Here is a 14,988-nt window from a genome sequence, read left to right as displayed (position 1 = left end):
GGCAGGCCGGACGTTAACGCCTGCGGCGCAGCCAGAACAGGCCCACGAGCGGCAGCACGAGGGGGATGAACAGGTAACCCTTGCCGTAGACGGACCACACGGTCTCGTCGGGGAAGGCGGCCTGGTCGAGCAGGCTGAGGGTGCCGACGACCAGCACGCCGGCCAGCTCGATGCCGAGCGCCACCAGCGCGAGGCGGCGCGCGCCCCGCCAGAGCGCGACCGTGAGCAGGATGTAGACCGCCGCCGCGAACGCCGACAACGAGTACGCCAGCGGCGCCTCACCGAACCTGGTGGCGATCTGCACGGCCGCCCGCGACCCCGCGGCCAGCGAGAACAATCCGTAGACCGCGATCAGGGCCCGGCCGGGCCCGGTGCCGATGGAGGTGGTCACGCCACGCCCTGCCAGATCTGCAGGAGCCTGGCCGTCATCACCGCGATCGCGAACCCGGCCACGGTCAGGATCGCCGGGCCCCACCTGCTCCGCTCGGCCAGCGCCAGGAACACGCCCGCGGGCGGGATCAGCACCTCGCCGCCGACGTAGCCGAACAGCGTGACCTTGTCGTCAGGCCCTGCGCCCCCGGCCACCCCCGCGACCACGAACCCCGCCTGCACCAGCACGGCCACCTCCAGCAGGGCGAACCCCACCAGCAGCACCATGCCCATCGGCCGGTCGCGGATCGCGACGATCAGGCTCATCAGCATCAGCAGCAACGAGCCGGAGATGACGATCGTGGAGACGGTGGTGTTCATCGGGGGTAAGGCTATCGCCCGGGAGCGCCGCCCCCGAGAGAGCCCTCCATCCCGTCCAGCACCCAGTTGAGGCCGCGCTCGAAGGTGTCGCCGGCGCCCTGCACGCCCTGCTCGATCATCGGCGCCAGCCGGGGGAACGCGCCGCCCTCGATCAGCTCCTTGATGTACGGCTCCGCCAGCGCGGCCCGCTCGGTGTCGTCGAACCCCTGCTCCCTGGGCACCCGGCGCTCCAGGGCCTCCCTGACCACGAACCCGGTCATGTAGTCGTTGAACACCGCCAGGAACCGCCAGGCCGTCAGCCGGTCGATGCCGAGCCCGTCGAAGGCGGCCAGCTTCTGCTCGACGTGCCGCAGCGCGTTGGGCCCGACGGGCACCCGCTGGCCGACCAGGTCGACCCGCCACGGGTGCCGCCGCACCAGCTCGCGCTCGCGCCGGGCGAGCAGCAGCAGCGCCTCCCGCCAGTCGGCGGGCAGCGGCTCCTCGACGACCGCCTCGGCGGCGATCTCGTCGGCCATCAGCGCGAGCAGGTCCTCCTTGCGCTCGATGTAGGAGTACAGCGTCATCGCGCGGGCGCCCAGCTCGGTGGCCACGCGCCGGATCGAGACCGCGTCGAGCCCTTCGGCGTCGGCCACGGCGATGGCCGCGGCCACGATCGCCTCCCGGCTGAGCACGGGGCGGCGGGGCGGCTGGGGTCTCGACCAGATCGATGTCACGCCACCATTTTAGACAGTGTACGAAAGTGTTACGGTGTACGACATGCGATACGCCGTACGAAACTCCTCCTGGACCACCGGCCTGGTCGTCCTGCTCGGCGTCGTCATGACGATGCTCGACACCACGATCGTCAACGTCGCGCTCGGCACCCTCGCCCGCGACTTCCCCACCTCGCTCGCCGGCATCCAGTGGGCGGCCACCGGATACCTGCTGGCCATGTCCATGACGGTGCCGGTCACCGGCTGGGCCGTGGGCCGGTTCGGCGTCAGGAGCGTCTGGCTCGTCTCGCTCGTGCTGTTCGTCGCCGGCTCCGCGCTCTGCGCCGCCGCCTGGTCGCTGGGCAGCCTGGTCGTCTTCCGCGTCGTGCAGGGGCTGGGCGGGGGCCTGCTCCAGCCCGTCGGGCAGATGATGCTGGCCCAGGCGGCGGGCAAGGAGCGGATGGGCCGGGCGATGAGCCTGATCTCGGTGCCCGCCATGCTGGTGCCCGTGCTCGGGCCGCCCCTCGGCGGCCTGATCGTGCAGGGCCCCGGGTGGCGGTGGCTGTTCCTGGTCAACGTGCCCGTCTGCGCCGTGGCCCTGCTCGCCGCGCTCCTCCTGCTGCCCCACGAGGCCGGTGCGGGGCGGAGCGAGCGGCTGGACGTGCTCGGCCTGGCCCTGCTCTCCCCCGGCCTGGTCGCCGTGGTCCACGGGCTGTCCGAGGTCGGCGACGGGGCCTCGCCCCTGCACCCCGCGCTGTGGATCGGCGCGGCCCTGATCGCCGCCTTCGCCGTCCGGGCGCTGCGCGGCACGTCGCTGGTGGACCTGCGGCTGTTCGGCGACCGCACGTTCGCCGCCGCGGTGCTCGCCCTGGCCTGCTACTCGGCCGCGATGCTCGGCTTCACCGTGCTCGTCCCGCTCTACAGCCAGCTCGCCGCGGGCGGCTCCGCGCTGGACGCGGGGCTGCTGCTCGCGCCGATGGGCGTCGGCGCGGCCATCACGATGCCGCTGGCCGGCAAGCTCACCGACAGCAGGGGGCCGCGCGGCGTCGGAGCGGTGGGCGTGCTGCTGGTGGCGGCCAGTATCGCCGCGTTCACGCTGGCCGGCGGGGGGTTCGTGCCGATGTTCACGCTCGGGCTCGGCCACGGGCTCGTCGCCACCTCCGTGATGACGGCGGCGTACAAGACGCTGGCGCCCGCCGCCATCCCGGCGGCGACCACGCTGAGCACGATCACGCTGCGCGTCGCCGCGCCGTTCGGGGTCGCGCTCACGGCCGTGCTGCTGCAGGTGTTCACCAGGGCCGGCGCGGCGCACCCGTTCGCGAGCACGTTCTGGGTGGCGGTCGCGCTGGCCGCGGTCACGCTGCTGCCGATCGCGCTCATAGGATCGGGTACGTGGAGAAGATCCTCGTCAGCGCCTGCCTGATGGGCCGCAAGGTGCGCTACGACGGCGGCGCGAAGACCAGCTCCGACGCGTGGCTCGCCGGGTGGCGCGAGGAGGGGCGGCTGGTGCCGTTCTGCCCCGAGGTGTCGGGCGGGCTGCCCGTGCCGAGACCCGCCGCCGAGATCGAGGGCGGCGCGGGCGGGGCCGCGGTCCTGGCCGGCGCCGCCCGCGTGCTGGCGAGCGACGGGTCCGACGTGACCGCCGAGTTCCTGGCCGGCGCGCGGCAGGCGCTGGCCGTGGCGCGCACGCACGGCATCCGCCTGGCGGTGCTCAAGGAGGGCAGCCCCTCGTGCGGCGCGCTCGCCGTCTACGACGGCACCTTCCAGGGGCACAAGGTGCCCGGCCAGGGCGTCACCACGGCGCTGCTGGAGCGGAGCGGCATCCGGGTCTTCAGCGAGGAGCAGGTGCCCGAGGCCGCCGGCTACCTGCGCACCCTGGAGGCGTAGAAGGCGCCGCTCAGCCCGGCCGCCAGCATGATCGCCATGATGCTGTGATACCAGGTGAGCAGCGTGTTCCCGTCCTCCGGGCCGAGGGCCAGCGCGAAGATCCCGAGCAGCACGCCGCCCAGCGCCGCCGCGTGCGTGTAGAGCAGGCCGTCCCAGGCCCACGACCGCCGGGCCAGCGCGCCGTACCCGCCGCCGACCAGCACCAAGCAGCACAGCGTCTCCACGATCGCGGCCGGCACGATCACCGGCTGCCGCAGCGGCCCCAGCCCGACGCCGGCGTGCAGCAGCGCGAACGTGACGAAGACCAGCGCGTACAGCAGCGACAGCGCGCCCAGCGACCTTCGGAGTGCGTCCATGGCTCCACGCTGCCACGCGGCCGGGCGCGCGGAATCGGCTCTGAGTAGTCGCCTCGCCTACGCCTGGAGGCGTAGGCGGCCTCTAGTACTCCCAGGTGTCGGTACGCCGCTCGTGGCCGATGCAGAACACGCCCGTGCCGTGCCCGTCCCTGGCCAGGTCCACCCGGATCCAGCCGTCGGCGCGGGCGATCGTGGCGGTGTAGCCGCCCGCCGGGGTGGCCGAGACCAGGCGGCAGCCCTCGGGGCCGAGCGTGAACGCCACCTCGCCGCCCTTCACCTTCATCACCTTGAGGGAAGGAGCGGGGGCGGGCGTCTTGGATCTCACCGGCGGCTTCGTCGCGGGTGTCCTCGCCGGGGTCGGCTTCGGCGTGGCCGGCGGTCTTGTCCGCGCGCCGGCCGCGATCGTCTGCGCCAGGAACGGCTCCACGTCCACGTCGTCCACGAACTCCTCGCGCAGCACCCCGCGCACGCCGAACCACGAGACCGACACCGCGACCACGGTGGCGCCGCACCAGATCGCCGCGTATCTCAGGGCTCGCCGCATGAGAGGCATTATGTACGGTGGGGCCCCATGGCGACGGTCCTCGTAGTCGAAGACGACGAATTCGTCAGATCGGCGATCATCCACGAGCTGGGCCGGCGGCAGCACGCCGTCCGCAGCGCCGGCTGCGCCCTCGACGCGCTCAGGGAGATCGCGCAGTCCCCTCCCGACGCCGTCATCCTCGACCTCGGCCTGCCCGACCTCGACGGCTCGGAGGCGCTGCGCATGGTGCGCGGCATCTCCGACGTGCCGGTGATCGTGGCCACCGCCCGCGACGACGAGGCCGAGATCGTCCGGCTGCTGCGCGCCGGCGCCGACGACTACCTGGTCAAGCCGTTCTCGGGCGACCACCTGAGCGCCCGGCTGGACGCGGTGCTGCGCCGCGCCAGGTCCGCGCCCGCGCCCCGCACGATCGCGGTCGGCGGCCTGGTCGTGGACGTGGACCGGCGCGAGGCCGCGCTCGACGGCGGGCCGCTCGCGCTGACCAGGCGCGAGTTCGACCTGCTCGCCTACCTCGCCGCCCGCGCCGACCGGGTGGTGACCCGCAAGGAGCTGCTGGCCGAGGTGTGGCGGCTGGCCTACGGCGACGACCAGACGATCGACGTGCACCTGTCGTGGCTGCGCCGCAAGCTCGGCGAGAGCGCCGCCCGGCCCCGCTACCTGCACACCGTACGCGGCGTCGGGTTCATGTTGTCGGCGCCCCGGTGAGAGGCCGCCGATGAGGAGGACCCTCGCGGCGCTGATGGTCGCCGTCACCTCCATGGTCGCGCTGGCCTTCCTGGTGCCGCTGGCGCTGATCGTCAGGGAGACCGCGCAGAGCAGGGCCGTCGCGGGCGCCGAGCGGCAGGCGTCGGCGCTGGTGCCGGTGCTGGCCCTGACGACCAGGAGCGACGACCTCGGGCACGCGATGGCGCGGACCGAGGCGGGGCGGCGGGGCCTGCTGGCCGTGCACGTCCAGGGCGGCGCCACGGTCGGCACACCGCGCGCGCCCGCCGCGCAGGTGGCCGGGGCCGCCGCCCGCACCAGGGCGAGCACGGTCGAGCTGGACGGCGGGTACGTGCTGCTGCGCCCCGTCGCGCTGGACGGCGACCGGGGCGCGGTGATCGAGGTGTTCGTGCCCGCCGACGACCTCAACCGAGGCGTGCTCACCTCGTGGGCGGTGCTGACGGGCGTGGCCGTGGTGCTCGTGCTCGGCTCGGTGCTGGTCGGCGACCGGCTCGGGGCCCGCGTCGTACGAGCGGCGCGCCGCCTCGGCACGGCCGCCGGCGCGCTGGGCTCCGGCGACCTCAGCGAGCGCATCCACCCCGACGGGCCGCCCGAGCTGCAGGCTGCCGCCAACGCGTTCAACACCATGGCCAACCGGGTCACGCAGCTCCTCGCGGCCGAGCGGGAGCTGGCCGCCGACCTCTCGCACCGGCTGCGCACACCGCTGACCGCGCTCAAGCTCAGCCTCGACCAGCTCGGCCCGGAGGCGGAGCCGAGCCGGCAAGCGCTGGCCCGGCTCGAGACCGAGGTCACCACGGTCATCTCGGCGGCCCGGCGCCCCTCCAGGACGGCCCGGTCGTGCGACGCTGCGGAGGTGCTGCGTGAGCGGCTGGCGTTCTGGTCGGCGCTGGCCGAGGACCAGAGGCGGCCGTGGCGGCTCGTCGGGGCCACGCTGCCGGTGCGGGCGCCCGTACCGGCGGGGGAGCTGACGGCGGTGGTGGACGCGCTGCTCGGGAACGTGTTCCGGCACACGCCGGAGGGGACGGCGTTCAGCGTCACGCTGCACGAGGGCCGCGACGTGGTCGGCATCCTGGTGGCCGACGCGGGGCCCGGCATCCCCGACCCGGAGGCGGCGCTGGAGCGGGGTGCCAGCGGCAGCGGGTCCACCGGGCTGGGGCTGGACATCGCGCGGCGGCTGGCGGAGTCGACCGGCGGGTCGTTGCGGCTGGACCGTTCGTCGCTGGGCGGGGCCCAGGTGCAGGTGTGGCTGCGTTCCGAAAAGCCGTCCGCACCGCGCGGTGGCGACGTCCGCACCGCGCCCTGACGACGTCCGCGCCGCGCCCTGACGACGTTCGCGCCGCGCTCTGACGACGTCCGCGCCGCGCTTTGAAGAGCTGTCTAAGCCAGCCTTAAAGGACACTTAAGCCCCATATTTCGGCTTTTCCGGTGCTCCAAGGTGTTCTGCATGCAGATCAACCGCAAGGCGCTCGTCGCCACCACCCTGGCCGCCCCCACGCTGCTCCTGCTCGCCGTCGCCCCCGGCACCGCCTCCGCCCACGGCACCATGAGCAACCCGCCCAGCCGCACGATGGTCTGCTACAGCGAGGGCCCGGAGAGCCCCAAGTCGGCCGCGTGCAAGCAGGCCGTCGCGATCGGCGGCACCCAGCCCCTGTACGACTGGAACGAGGTCAACATCGCCGACGCCGCCGGCCGGCACCGCCAGATCATCCCCGACGGGAAGCTGTGCAGCGCCGGCCGCGACAAGTACCGGGGCTTCGACCAGGCCCGCGCCGACTGGCCGGCGACCACGATGACCGCGGGCGCCACCCACACCTTCAAGTACCGGGCGACCGCCCCGCACAAGGGCTCCTTCGAGCTCTACCTCACCAAGGACGGCTACGACCCGGCCAAGCCGCTGAAGTGGTCGGACCTGGAGTCCACGCCGTTCCACACCGTCACGAACCCGGCCGTGACCGACGGCTTCTACACGATGACCGCCAAGCTCCCGTCCCGGCAGGGCCGCCACCTCATCTACGCGATCTGGCAGCGCAGCGACAGCCCGGAGGCGTTCTACTCCTGCTCGGACGTGGTCTTCGGGCAGAGCAACCCGGCACCGGCCCCGACCCCCACCGGCACACCCACGGCCACCCCGAAGCCCACCCCGACCCCGACGGGCGGCGCCGCACCGACCGGCATCAACGCGGGCGTAGGAGTCTCCCCCGCCACGGGCTCGCGCGTGAAGGTGACGGCCGTGTGCGGCGCCTCCCGGGTGCGCGACATCACCTCCGCCGCCTTCAGCCCCGCCCGCAACCGCCCCGCCGCGCCCGCCGCCACCTGGTCGCCGACCCTGAAGCCGGCCAGGCCCGGCACGTACGCCGTGACCGTGCGCTGCGAGAACGGCGACGTCGCGAGGACCACCCTGACCGCCGGCTGATCGGGAAATCTCGCCTGTCCCTTTCCTGGAAACTTTCCCGGCCGCTCGCGAGTCGTACCGATGGGACGCGCTGGAAGACGGGGGATCGCTGGGGAGCGATGTCCCGTAGCGCGCCAAGGGGGCCCGATTTTCATCGGATACGGGGAAGGGACACGGCAATGCCTGTCGACCTGAACAACGAACGACCCCTGGCCTGGGACTCGGCCACGCTCGACGCGGACACCGTGGCGATGCTCGACAACCTCCAGCCGAACATCCTGCGGGCTCACGTGCGTGAGCACCTGTCCGTGCTGTTCGTCCGGTTCAACGACGTGGCCGCGGGCAGGGCGTTCCTGCGCTGGGTCGCGACGACGAAGATGAAGTCGGCACGCGAGCACCTGCGGGAGGTACGGGACTTCGCGGCCGGCCGCCGCCGCGGAACCCCGTACGTGGGGCTCGGCATCAGCAAGGCCGGCTACCGCGACCTCGGCCACTCGGTGCAGGACGTGCGCAAGTTCGGCGACCCGGTCTTCCGCGACGGCATGAAGCGGCGCATCGCCGAGGTGAACGACCCGCCCGTGGAGGCGTGGGAGCGCGTCTACCAGCGCGAGATCCACGCGGTGATCCTCATCGGCGACGCCGAGGCGGAGCCGGTGGCGCGGCTGCGCGAGGAGATCCTGGGTGAGCTGCCGGAAAGCGCCCGGCTGCTCGGCGAGGAGCGCGGGCAGGGCATGCGCAACCCGGCCGGCGAAGGCATCGAGCACTTCGGCTACGTGGACGGCCGCAGCCAGCCGCTGTTCCTGGCCGACGAGGTCGGCAGGGAGCCGAAGGAGCACTGGGACCCGGCGTTCCCGCTGAGCAACGTCCTGGTGCCGGACCCGTTCGCGCCGGATCCGTCCCGCCACCACGGCAGCTACCTGGTGTTCAGGAAGCTGGAGCAGAACGTGCGGGCGTTCAAGGAGATCGAGCGGGACCTCGCCGACGCGCTGGGGCTGAGCGGGGTGGACCGGGAGCGGGCGGGCGCCATGCTCGTCGGCCGGTTCAAGGACGGCACGCCCCTGACGCTCAAGCCCAAGCCGGGCGGCGGCACCGTGGTCAACGACTTCACCTTCGACGGCGACGACGGCTCGAAGTGCCCGTTCTCGGGGCACGTCAGGAAGACGAACCCGCGCTCGTTCGGACGCAACGTGATCATGGCGAGGCGCGGCCAGACCTACGGCGAGCGCACCGACGACCCGTGGGACGACTCACCGCCGGAAAACCGGCCGAGCGGCGAGGTCGGGCTGCTGTTCATGGCGTTCAACGGCAGCCTGCTCGACCAGTTCCAGTTCACCCAGCAGAGCTGGGCCGACAATCCGGACTTCGAGGTCGAGGGCACCGGTCACGACCCCGTCATCGGGCAGGGCAACCGCGACATCAAGGTGACCTTCCCCAAGGCGTGGGGCAAGCCGGACAAGTCCGCTCCTCAGGCCCAGGTGGCTCAGACGGTCACCATGAAGGGCGGCGAGTACTTCTTCGCCCCCTCCCTGGCCTACCTGCGTAACCTGTAGCACCGCCCGACGCCCGCGCGGCCGGGGCGGCGCTCCCCCGGCCGCGCGGGCATGGGCAGAAGGATGTACACCGGGTTCGGTCCGCCGGAGGAGGCGGCCACCTGGCCTTACTCGCGATGATGTCCGGCATGACCATCGCGCTGCTGCTCGCCCTGGCGGGCCTGGCGGTGCTCGACAGCACGAGCTTCGGCACCCTCGGCATCCCCGTCTACCTCATGCTCAGCCTCGACCGCTCCCGCAACGCGCGGCTGCTGGTCTACCTCGCCACCGTGACGGTCTTCTACTTCCTGGTGGGCGTGGCGCTGATGCTCGGGCTGTCCACCGCGATGAACGCCTTCGGCGACGTGCTCGACAGCACGGCCGCCTACGTCGTACAGCTCGTCCTCGGCGTCGGGCTGTTCGCGCTGAGCTGGCGCTTCGACCCCAAGTGGCGGGCCAAGCGGGGCCTGCCCGAGCGCACCTTCGAGCCCCGCGCCGGCGGGCCGCGCACGATGGTGCTGGTGGGGCTGACCGCCGGGGTGCTCGAAGTGGCCACGATGGTGCCGTACCTGGCCGCGATCGGCATGATGACGACCTCCGAGCTCGCGGCGGCCCAGTGGGTGCCGCTGCTCGGTGCGTACGTGCTGATCATGATCCTGCCGACGCTGGCGCTCATGGGCCTGCGCGCGGTCGCGGGCTCATGGCTGGAGCCGAAGCTGGAGCGGCTGCGGGCGTGGCTGGCCAAGCACTCGTCGTCGATGCTGAGCTGGGGCCTGGCCATCGTCGGGTTCCTGCTGGCCCGGGACGCGGCCGCCTACCTGTTCTTCTCGCCCTCCCCCTGACAGGGCGCGGTCACGGGACGCCTCTAGGATCAGATCTCCGGGGGGAGATCCGATATGTTGCGCGCGTTCCTGCGTACCGAGGCCGGCAGCACCAGCGTGCTGCTCGTCGCCACCGCGCTGGCCCTGATCTGGGCGAACTCGCCGTGGGGCGGCACCTACGAGGCGTTCTGGCACACCTCGATGGGCATCTCCTTCGGCGGCGCCGAGTTCTCCCTCGACCTGCGCCACTGGGTCAACGACGGCCTCATGACCGTCTTCTTCTTCCTCATCGGCCTGGAGGTCTCCTACGAGGTGCGGCTCGGGCAGCTGCGCGACCGGCGCCTCATCGCCGTGCCCGCCGTGGCCGCGTTCGGCGGCATGCTCGTGCCCGCCGGCGTCTACCTGCTGCTCAACTACGGCGGCCCCGGCGCCGGCGGCTGGGGCGTGCCGATCGCCACCGACACCGCCTTCGTGCTGGGCCTGCTCGCCGTGGTCGGAGCGCGCTGCCCCGACCCGCTGCGCGCGTTCCTGCTGACGCTGGCCATCGTCGACGACGTCCTCGCGATCATCATCATCGCGATCTTCTACACCGACGAGCTGTCCGTGACCGCGCTGATCACCGCCGCGGTGCTGCTGGCCGCCATCATGACGCTGCGGTGGCTGAAGATCTGGCGGGCGCCGGCGTACATCGTGCTGGGGTTCGCGCTGTGGGTGGCCACGCTGGAGAGCGGCATCCACCCCACGCTGATCGGCATCGCGCTCGGGGTCCTCGTCTTCGTGTACGCGCCCACCGACCACAAGCTGCTGCTCGCCGGGGAGGCCGTCCAGGAGTTCACCAGCGAGCCCAGCGCCCGCGCCGCCCGCGAGGCCGCGCTGCGCGTCCAGCGGGCCGTCTCGGTCAACGAGCGCCTGCAGCTGCGGCTGCACCCGTGGAGCAGCTACGTCATCGTGCCCGTCTTCGCCCTGGCCAACGCCGGCGTCCAGCTCGACGGCGAGACCCTGCGCGCCGCCGTCACCTCACCCGTCGCCATCGGCGTGGCGCTGGGGCTGCTGCTCGGCAAGTTCGCCGGGATCTCGCTCGGCACCTGGCTGCCGCTGCGCCTCGGCTGGGGCGTCCTGCCGGGCAACCTCGTGTGGGGGCAGCTCCTGGGCGGGGCCGCCGTGTCGGGCATCGGGTTCACCGTCGCGCTGTTCATCGTGGACCTCGCGTTCGCCGGCTCCGACCTGCACGCCCCGGCCAAGATCGGCATTCTCGCGGGCTCGCTGCTGTCCGCCGGCATGGGCTGGCTGATCTTCCGTCTCGCCTGGGACCGCGGCGGCGTCTGCGCCCCGCCCGAGGCCGAGCCCGCCGAGGACCTGCCCACCACGCTCGCCGTCCCCGTCGGCCCCGGCGACCACGTGCGCGGCCCCGCCGACGCGCGCGTCACCCTCGTCGAGTACGGCGACTTCGAATGCCCCTACTGCGGCCGCCTCCACCCCATCCTCGAAGAGGTCCTCAGGAAGAACCCCGACGTGCGGCTCGTCTTCCGCCACTTCCCGCTGCGCACCCTGCACCCGCGCGCCAACGCCGCCGCCATCGTCGCCGAGGCCGCCGCCGACCGCGGCAGGTTCTGGGAGATGCACGACATCCTGTACGACAACCAGCGCTTCCTCACCGACGCCGACCTCGAGCACTACGCCGCCGAGCTGGACGTCGACCCCTGGTCGGATGTCTCCCGCCACGCCGCCCGCATCGCCGTCGACGAGACCTCCGGCCGCGACAGCGGCGTGCGCGGCACCCCGACCCTGTTCGTGAACGGCGTGCGGTACGAAGGCGGCCACGATCTCGATTCGATCACGCGCGCGGTGGAAGAAAGCCGGGAGTCCGCGTAACGTCGTCAAGTCGCTCAACGACCCCCTTGGAGCTGATTGATGCTTTCCACCGTCTTCAACGCCTTCAACCTGATCCTGACGCTCGTCGTGCTGCTGGGCGGTGTCGCGCTCATGGCGATGCGCAGGAAGGAGCACGGGCGCGCGTCCGTGGTGGGCATGGCGGGCTGCATCGTGCTGCTGGTGGGCGGCGTGGTCAGCACCGTCTTCTCCTTCCTCACGCCCAGCCTGGTCGACTCGATGGGGTACGGCGGTTACCAGACGGTCGCCTTCATCCTCGGCGCGATCTCCATGCTCATGCAGGCGATCGGGACCGGGCTGCTGATCGCGGCGGTCGTCATGCCCAGGAAGCCGCAGCCCCAGCAGGGGGCGCCTGGGGCGTGGCAGCAGGGCTGGCAGCCCCAGGGCCAGCCCGAATGGCAGCCGGGACAGCACCAGCCCGGCCCCCAGCCCGGACAGCCCGAATGGCAGCCTGGGCCCCAGCCGGGCCAGCCGGGCTGGCAGCCTGGCCCGCAGCAGCAGCCGCCCGGCTGGCAGACGCCCCCGCAGCCGCCCTTCGGCCCCGGCCAGAGCTGAACCCGTCCCTTCATGAGCGGCGCAGGTAGTCCTCCCAGGTGATCTTCGCCGGCCGAGCCTCCGTGGTGAGCAGCCCGGCGCGGGCGGCGCGGCCCATCCCGCCGGGCAGCCGCAGGCGCAGCACCGGCCGCCGCAAGCCCCGGGCCCGCAGCCAGCTCGTCGCGGCCTCGGCCATCGTCAGCGACTCGGGCCCGCCGTACTCCTCCACCTCACCGCCGGGCCCCCGCCCGACCAGCGCGACGAGATGCCCGGCCAGGTCCCGCACGTCCACCGGCTGCACCATGACACCGGGATCGGCGACGACCACGCCCACCCTGGCCATCCCTTTGAGCGCCAGCTCCACGAACTCGTGGAACTGCGTGGCCCGGACGATCGTCCACGGCACACCGCCGCCCCGGACAAGCCCCTCCGCTTGCAGCTTGGTCCGGAAATATCCCCACGGCACCCGATCCACCCCGACGATCGACACGTAGATCAGGTGCCGCACCCCCGCCTCCCGAGCCGCCGCGAGCAGCGCCGACGTGCCGTCGAGCTCCACCCGCCGCGTGTACCGGCCCTTGTAGGGCGCCGAGGCGAGATGCACGATCACCTCAGCCCCCGCCACGGCCTGCGCCACGCCCGCGCCGCTGGTGAGGTCCGCGACCACCCACCGCACGCCGCCGCCGGCCGGCCGCGCCGTCCGGCTGCTGGCCCGCACCTCGTACCCCGCCTCGACCAGCTTCTCCAGGACGACACGGCCGAGGCGCCCGCTGCCACCCGTCACAAGTACTGCTGTCATGACACCTGGACGGGGTAGCACGGCCAAGTGTGACAATGTTGACGTACCCGACCCAGCGCAGCGCGCCCGAGGGGACCATGACGCCAGAGCAGCCCGGCCCGCAGCAGCCCGACCCCAACCAGACGATCCGGCACCGCTACCCCCACCCCGGGCAGCCGGACGACCAGGGGCCTCCCGACGCCCCCAGCACGCGCCGCCTCCCCTACACCCCCGACATGCTCCCCGACGTGCCCCTCTACGAGACCAAGCCGCCGAGATCGGGCTGGTGGTGGGTGATCGTGGTGGGCGGCCTGGTGCTGCTCCTCGCCGCCGTGGCCGTGGCCGCGATCCTGTGGGTACGCTCCGCCGCCGCCGACTCCGGCACGGGAGCGCTGCGGCCGGCGGCGGTCATCCTCGCCTGAGATCCGCCGACACGGGCGCCGGGGCGCTGCCGCCATCGACGGTCACGCCCGGCTGAGATCCATCGTCCAGTTCGTCTCCCAGGTGCGGCCGCCGTCGTCCGAGAACGCCTGCTCCCAGCGGGCGGCATCGGCGCCGGCGACCGTCCAGACGAACCGGCAGCGCACCCGCCGCCCCTCGTGGCGCTCCTCACCGTAGAAGACACCCCTGTCCCCCTCGAACGCGCCCACCATGGGCGAGGTGTCCAGCACACCCCTGGCACTGCTGGCCCAGTAGATGGACCACTGCCGGGTCCCCGGGTCGTACACCCGCAACGTCAGTCCGCTGAACCCCTTCGTCGGGAACTCGATCTCGTCGAAGCTGGCCGCCCCGCCGAAGTGCCGGGTGGCGACGGACCTGCCGGGGAACTCGTCCCAGTCGTCGCTGCCGGACAGGGGGCTGATGAGGCGCCGGTTGGCCACGTTCCAATGACCCGCGAGGAAGTCGAAGTCGTTCATGTCGGGAAACGTACGGCAGGGTCACTGACAGGTAGTGTCAGCGAATATGCGCGCCTCCCGCCTGGTCTCCATCCTGCTGCTCCTCCAGACGCGCGGCCGGATGACCGCGCAGGAGCTGGCCGAGCGGCTGGAGGTGTCCGTACGCACGATCTACCGCGACGTCGAGTCCCTGCACTCCGCCGGCATCCCCCTGTACGGCGACGCGGGCCCCAAAGGCGGCTACCGGCTCCTCGACGGCTACCGCACCCGCCTCACCGGCCTGACGGCGGACGAGGCGGAATCCCTCTTCCTGGCCGGCCTGCCCGGACCGGCGGCCGAGCTCGGGCTCGGCACGGTCGTGGCGGCGGCACAGCTCAAGCTGATGGCCGCCCTCCCCGTCGAGCTGCGCGACCGCGCCGGCCGCATCCAGGAACGCTTCCTGCTCGACGCCCCCACCTGGTACCGCGACCCCGACCCCACGACCTACCTGCCCGCCGTGGCCGACGCCGTCTGGAACGAGCGGCGCATCCAGATCAGGTACCGGCGATGGAAGGAGCCGCAGGAGGTGGTGCGGCGGCTGGAGCCGTACGGGCTGGTCGTCAAGGCCGGCCGCTGGTACCTCGTGGCCCGCCCGTCGAACGACCCGGACCCCGCGCCCCCCAGCACGGAGACCGCCCCAGCCGCCACCCACGCCGTCACGTCGGACGAGACCTCCACCTCCCTGGGCCGCCCACCCCACCACCAGGACATCCGCACCTACCGCGTCTCGCAGATCCTCGACCTGCAGCCCCTCCCAGAAGGCTTCACCCGCCCTGACGGTTTCGACCTGGCCGCGTACTGGGCGGACCACCTGGCCGCGTTCGAGGCGAGGCTGCGATGGGGCGAGGCCGTGGTGCGGCTGTCACCGCGCGGCGTGGAGCGGCTGCCCGACCTCATGACGCCCGGGGTGGTGGCGGCGGCCAGGGAGAGCGCCCTGCCGCCCGACGAGGAGGGCTGGACGCGCGTGACGGTCCCGATCGAGTCGATCGAGCACGCGGTCGGGGAGTTCCTGCGACTGGGAACGGACGCCGAGGTGCTGTCTCCTGCGGCACTGCGTACGCGGCTGGCGGAGACCGTGAACGCCCTCGCCCAGCGTTACCGCACGCCCTGAAGGGGATATTTCACAATAAGACACCCCTCTGCCCCGAGGATGCGCG

General features: G+C 72.8%; 18 protein-coding genes. 11 read left to right on the top strand and 7 right to left on the bottom strand.

The window, feature by feature from the left end; all coding sequences use genetic code 11:
* Window positions 1–13 precede the first annotated feature (13 nt).
* Genes HCN51_RS48410 through HCN51_RS48400 form a run of 3 tightly spaced genes read right to left on the bottom strand, consistent with a single transcriptional unit; the run spans window position 14 to window position 1,463 of the window.
* Window positions 14–391: a hypothetical protein gene (locus HCN51_RS48410; protein ID WP_346434064.1), complete on the bottom strand. Its 378-nt coding sequence runs from the start codon at window positions 389–391 to the stop codon at window positions 14–16.
* On the bottom strand, window positions 388–750 hold the full coding sequence (locus HCN51_RS48405; RefSeq protein WP_168018974.1) for a hypothetical protein: 363 nt from the start codon (window positions 748–750) through the stop codon (window positions 388–390). The genes HCN51_RS48410 and HCN51_RS48405 overlap by 4 nt, the downstream gene beginning before the upstream one ends.
* Window positions 751–761: 11 nt before the next feature.
* Window positions 762–1,463: a TetR/AcrR family transcriptional regulator C-terminal domain-containing protein gene (locus HCN51_RS48400; protein ID WP_168018972.1), complete on the bottom strand. Its 702-nt coding sequence runs from the start codon at window positions 1,461–1,463 to the stop codon at window positions 762–764.
* 43 nt (window positions 1,464–1,506) lie between these two features.
* Between HCN51_RS48400 and HCN51_RS48395 the strand changes: the two genes are divergently transcribed.
* Both HCN51_RS48395 and HCN51_RS48390 read left to right on the top strand, forming a co-directional pair.
* Complete coding sequence (locus HCN51_RS48395; protein WP_168018970.1) at window positions 1,507–2,865, top strand: DHA2 family efflux MFS transporter permease subunit; 1,359 nt, start codon at window positions 1,507–1,509, stop codon at window positions 2,863–2,865.
* Window positions 2,835–3,329 carry a 2-thiouracil desulfurase family protein gene (locus tag HCN51_RS48390; protein WP_168018967.1) on the top strand — a complete coding sequence of 165 codons (495 nt, stop codon included), beginning with the start codon at window positions 2,835–2,837 and terminating at the stop codon, window positions 3,327–3,329. The genes HCN51_RS48395 and HCN51_RS48390 overlap by 31 nt, the downstream gene beginning before the upstream one ends.
* Here HCN51_RS48390 and HCN51_RS48385 read toward each other — a convergent pair.
* Complete coding sequence (locus tag HCN51_RS48385) at window positions 3,305–3,685, bottom strand: hypothetical protein (protein WP_168018966.1); 381 nt, start codon at window positions 3,683–3,685, stop codon at window positions 3,305–3,307. The two genes, HCN51_RS48390 and HCN51_RS48385, sit on opposite strands and share 25 nt — an antisense overlap.
* An 82-nt stretch (window positions 3,686–3,767) precedes the next feature.
* Window positions 3,768–4,229 (bottom strand): hypothetical protein, encoded by a 462-nt coding sequence (locus tag HCN51_RS48380; protein ID WP_168018965.1) that lies wholly within the window; start codon window positions 4,227–4,229, stop codon window positions 3,768–3,770.
* A 27-nt stretch (window positions 4,230–4,256) separates the two neighbouring features.
* Between HCN51_RS48380 and HCN51_RS48375 the strand changes: the two genes are divergently transcribed.
* From HCN51_RS48375 to HCN51_RS58585, 7 genes are all read left to right on the top strand, one after another.
* The gene (locus HCN51_RS48375) at window positions 4,257–4,934 is read left to right on the top strand and encodes a response regulator transcription factor (protein ID WP_168018964.1); all 678 of its coding nucleotides are present in this window, start codon (window positions 4,257–4,259) and stop codon (window positions 4,932–4,934) included.
* A 10-nt stretch (window positions 4,935–4,944) separates the two neighbouring features.
* Window positions 4,945–6,255, top strand: a complete 1,311-nt coding sequence (locus tag HCN51_RS48370) for a HAMP domain-containing sensor histidine kinase (protein WP_168018962.1) — start codon at window positions 4,945–4,947, stop codon at window positions 6,253–6,255.
* A gap of 141 nt (window positions 6,256–6,396) precedes the next feature.
* Window positions 6,397–7,365 carry a lytic polysaccharide monooxygenase auxiliary activity family 9 protein gene (locus tag HCN51_RS48365; RefSeq protein ID WP_168018960.1) on the top strand — a complete coding sequence of 323 codons (969 nt, stop codon included), beginning with the start codon at window positions 6,397–6,399 and terminating at the stop codon, window positions 7,363–7,365.
* Between the two features lie 158 nt (window positions 7,366–7,523).
* Window positions 7,524–8,894: a Dyp-type peroxidase gene (locus HCN51_RS48360; protein WP_168018958.1), complete on the top strand. Its 1,371-nt coding sequence runs from the start codon at window positions 7,524–7,526 to the stop codon at window positions 8,892–8,894.
* A gap of 128 nt (window positions 8,895–9,022) precedes the next feature.
* Window positions 9,023–9,715, top strand: coding sequence for a GAP family protein (locus HCN51_RS48355; RefSeq protein WP_168018956.1), 693 nt, complete (start codon window positions 9,023–9,025; stop codon window positions 9,713–9,715).
* 54 nt (window positions 9,716–9,769) lie between these two features.
* Window positions 9,770–11,566, top strand: coding sequence for a Na+/H+ antiporter NhaA (gene nhaA, locus HCN51_RS48350; RefSeq protein ID WP_168018954.1), 1,797 nt, complete (start codon window positions 9,770–9,772; stop codon window positions 11,564–11,566).
* A gap of 39 nt (window positions 11,567–11,605) precedes the next feature.
* Window positions 11,606–12,139 (top strand): hypothetical protein, encoded by a 534-nt coding sequence (locus tag HCN51_RS58585; RefSeq protein WP_206068757.1) that lies wholly within the window; start codon window positions 11,606–11,608, stop codon window positions 12,137–12,139.
* A 10-nt stretch (window positions 12,140–12,149) separates the two neighbouring features.
* Here HCN51_RS58585 and HCN51_RS48340 read toward each other — a convergent pair whose 3' ends face one another.
* Window positions 12,150–12,917 carry an SDR family oxidoreductase gene (locus HCN51_RS48340; protein WP_168018952.1) on the bottom strand — a complete coding sequence of 256 codons (768 nt, stop codon included), beginning with the start codon at window positions 12,915–12,917 and terminating at the stop codon, window positions 12,150–12,152.
* 35 nt (window positions 12,918–12,952) lie between these two features.
* On the opposite strand from HCN51_RS48340, the gene HCN51_RS48335 reads away from it, so the two are divergent.
* On the top strand, window positions 12,953–13,318 hold the full coding sequence (locus HCN51_RS48335) for a hypothetical protein (RefSeq protein ID WP_168018942.1): 366 nt from the start codon (window positions 12,953–12,955) through the stop codon (window positions 13,316–13,318).
* 42 nt (window positions 13,319–13,360) lie between these two features.
* Here the strand turns inward: HCN51_RS48335 and HCN51_RS48330 are convergent, their stop codons facing one another.
* Window positions 13,361–13,813 carry a hypothetical protein gene (locus HCN51_RS48330; protein ID WP_168018902.1) on the bottom strand — a complete coding sequence of 151 codons (453 nt, stop codon included), beginning with the start codon at window positions 13,811–13,813 and terminating at the stop codon, window positions 13,361–13,363.
* 46 nt (window positions 13,814–13,859) lie between these two features.
* Between HCN51_RS48330 and HCN51_RS48325 the strand changes: the two genes are divergently transcribed.
* Window positions 13,860–14,942 (top strand): helix-turn-helix transcriptional regulator, encoded by a 1,083-nt coding sequence (locus HCN51_RS48325; protein WP_168018890.1) that lies wholly within the window; start codon window positions 13,860–13,862, stop codon window positions 14,940–14,942.
* Window positions 14,943–14,988 lie beyond the last annotated feature (46 nt).

The organism is Nonomuraea composti (assembly GCF_012034275.1).
In the GTDB taxonomy this organism is placed as follows: domain Bacteria; phylum Actinomycetota; class Actinomycetes; order Streptosporangiales; family Streptosporangiaceae; genus Nonomuraea; species Nonomuraea composti.
Note: the sequence above shows the minus strand (reverse complement) of the source record. Positions and strands in the feature narration are given on the sequence as shown.

Excerpts from the sequence above, each read along its gene's own strand:
- HCN51_RS48395 (WP_168018970.1), top strand. The coding sequence starts at position 1,507 with ATGCGATACGCCGTACGAAACTCCTCCTGGACCACCGGCCTGGTCGTC.
- HCN51_RS48380 (WP_168018965.1), bottom strand. The coding sequence starts at position 4,229 with ATGCGGCGAGCCCTGAGATACGCGGCGATCTGGTGCGGCGCCACCGTG.
- HCN51_RS48330 (WP_168018902.1), bottom strand. The coding sequence starts at position 13,813 with ATGAACGACTTCGACTTCCTCGCGGGTCATTGGAACGTGGCCAACCGG.
- HCN51_RS58585 (WP_206068757.1), top strand. The coding sequence starts at position 11,606 with ATGCTTTCCACCGTCTTCAACGCCTTCAACCTGATCCTGACGCTCGTC.
- HCN51_RS48360 (WP_168018958.1), top strand. The coding sequence starts at position 7,524 with ATGCCTGTCGACCTGAACAACGAACGACCCCTGGCCTGGGACTCGGCC.
- HCN51_RS48340 (WP_168018952.1), bottom strand. The coding sequence starts at position 12,917 with ATGACAGCAGTACTTGTGACGGGTGGCAGCGGGCGCCTCGGCCGTGTC.
- HCN51_RS48325 (WP_168018890.1), top strand. The coding sequence starts at position 13,860 with ATGCGCGCCTCCCGCCTGGTCTCCATCCTGCTGCTCCTCCAGACGCGC.
- nhaA (WP_168018954.1), top strand. The coding sequence starts at position 9,770 with ATGTTGCGCGCGTTCCTGCGTACCGAGGCCGGCAGCACCAGCGTGCTG.
- HCN51_RS48370 (WP_168018962.1), top strand. The coding sequence starts at position 4,945 with ATGAGGAGGACCCTCGCGGCGCTGATGGTCGCCGTCACCTCCATGGTC.
- HCN51_RS48375 (WP_168018964.1), top strand. The coding sequence starts at position 4,257 with ATGGCGACGGTCCTCGTAGTCGAAGACGACGAATTCGTCAGATCGGCG.
- HCN51_RS48405 (WP_168018974.1), bottom strand. The coding sequence starts at position 750 with ATGAACACCACCGTCTCCACGATCGTCATCTCCGGCTCGTTGCTGCTG.
- HCN51_RS48355 (WP_168018956.1), top strand. The coding sequence starts at position 9,023 with ATGACCATCGCGCTGCTGCTCGCCCTGGCGGGCCTGGCGGTGCTCGAC.
- HCN51_RS48335 (WP_168018942.1), top strand. The coding sequence starts at position 12,953 with ATGTTGACGTACCCGACCCAGCGCAGCGCGCCCGAGGGGACCATGACG.
- HCN51_RS48365 (WP_168018960.1), top strand. The coding sequence starts at position 6,397 with ATGCAGATCAACCGCAAGGCGCTCGTCGCCACCACCCTGGCCGCCCCC.
- HCN51_RS48385 (WP_168018966.1), bottom strand. The coding sequence starts at position 3,685 with ATGGACGCACTCCGAAGGTCGCTGGGCGCGCTGTCGCTGCTGTACGCG.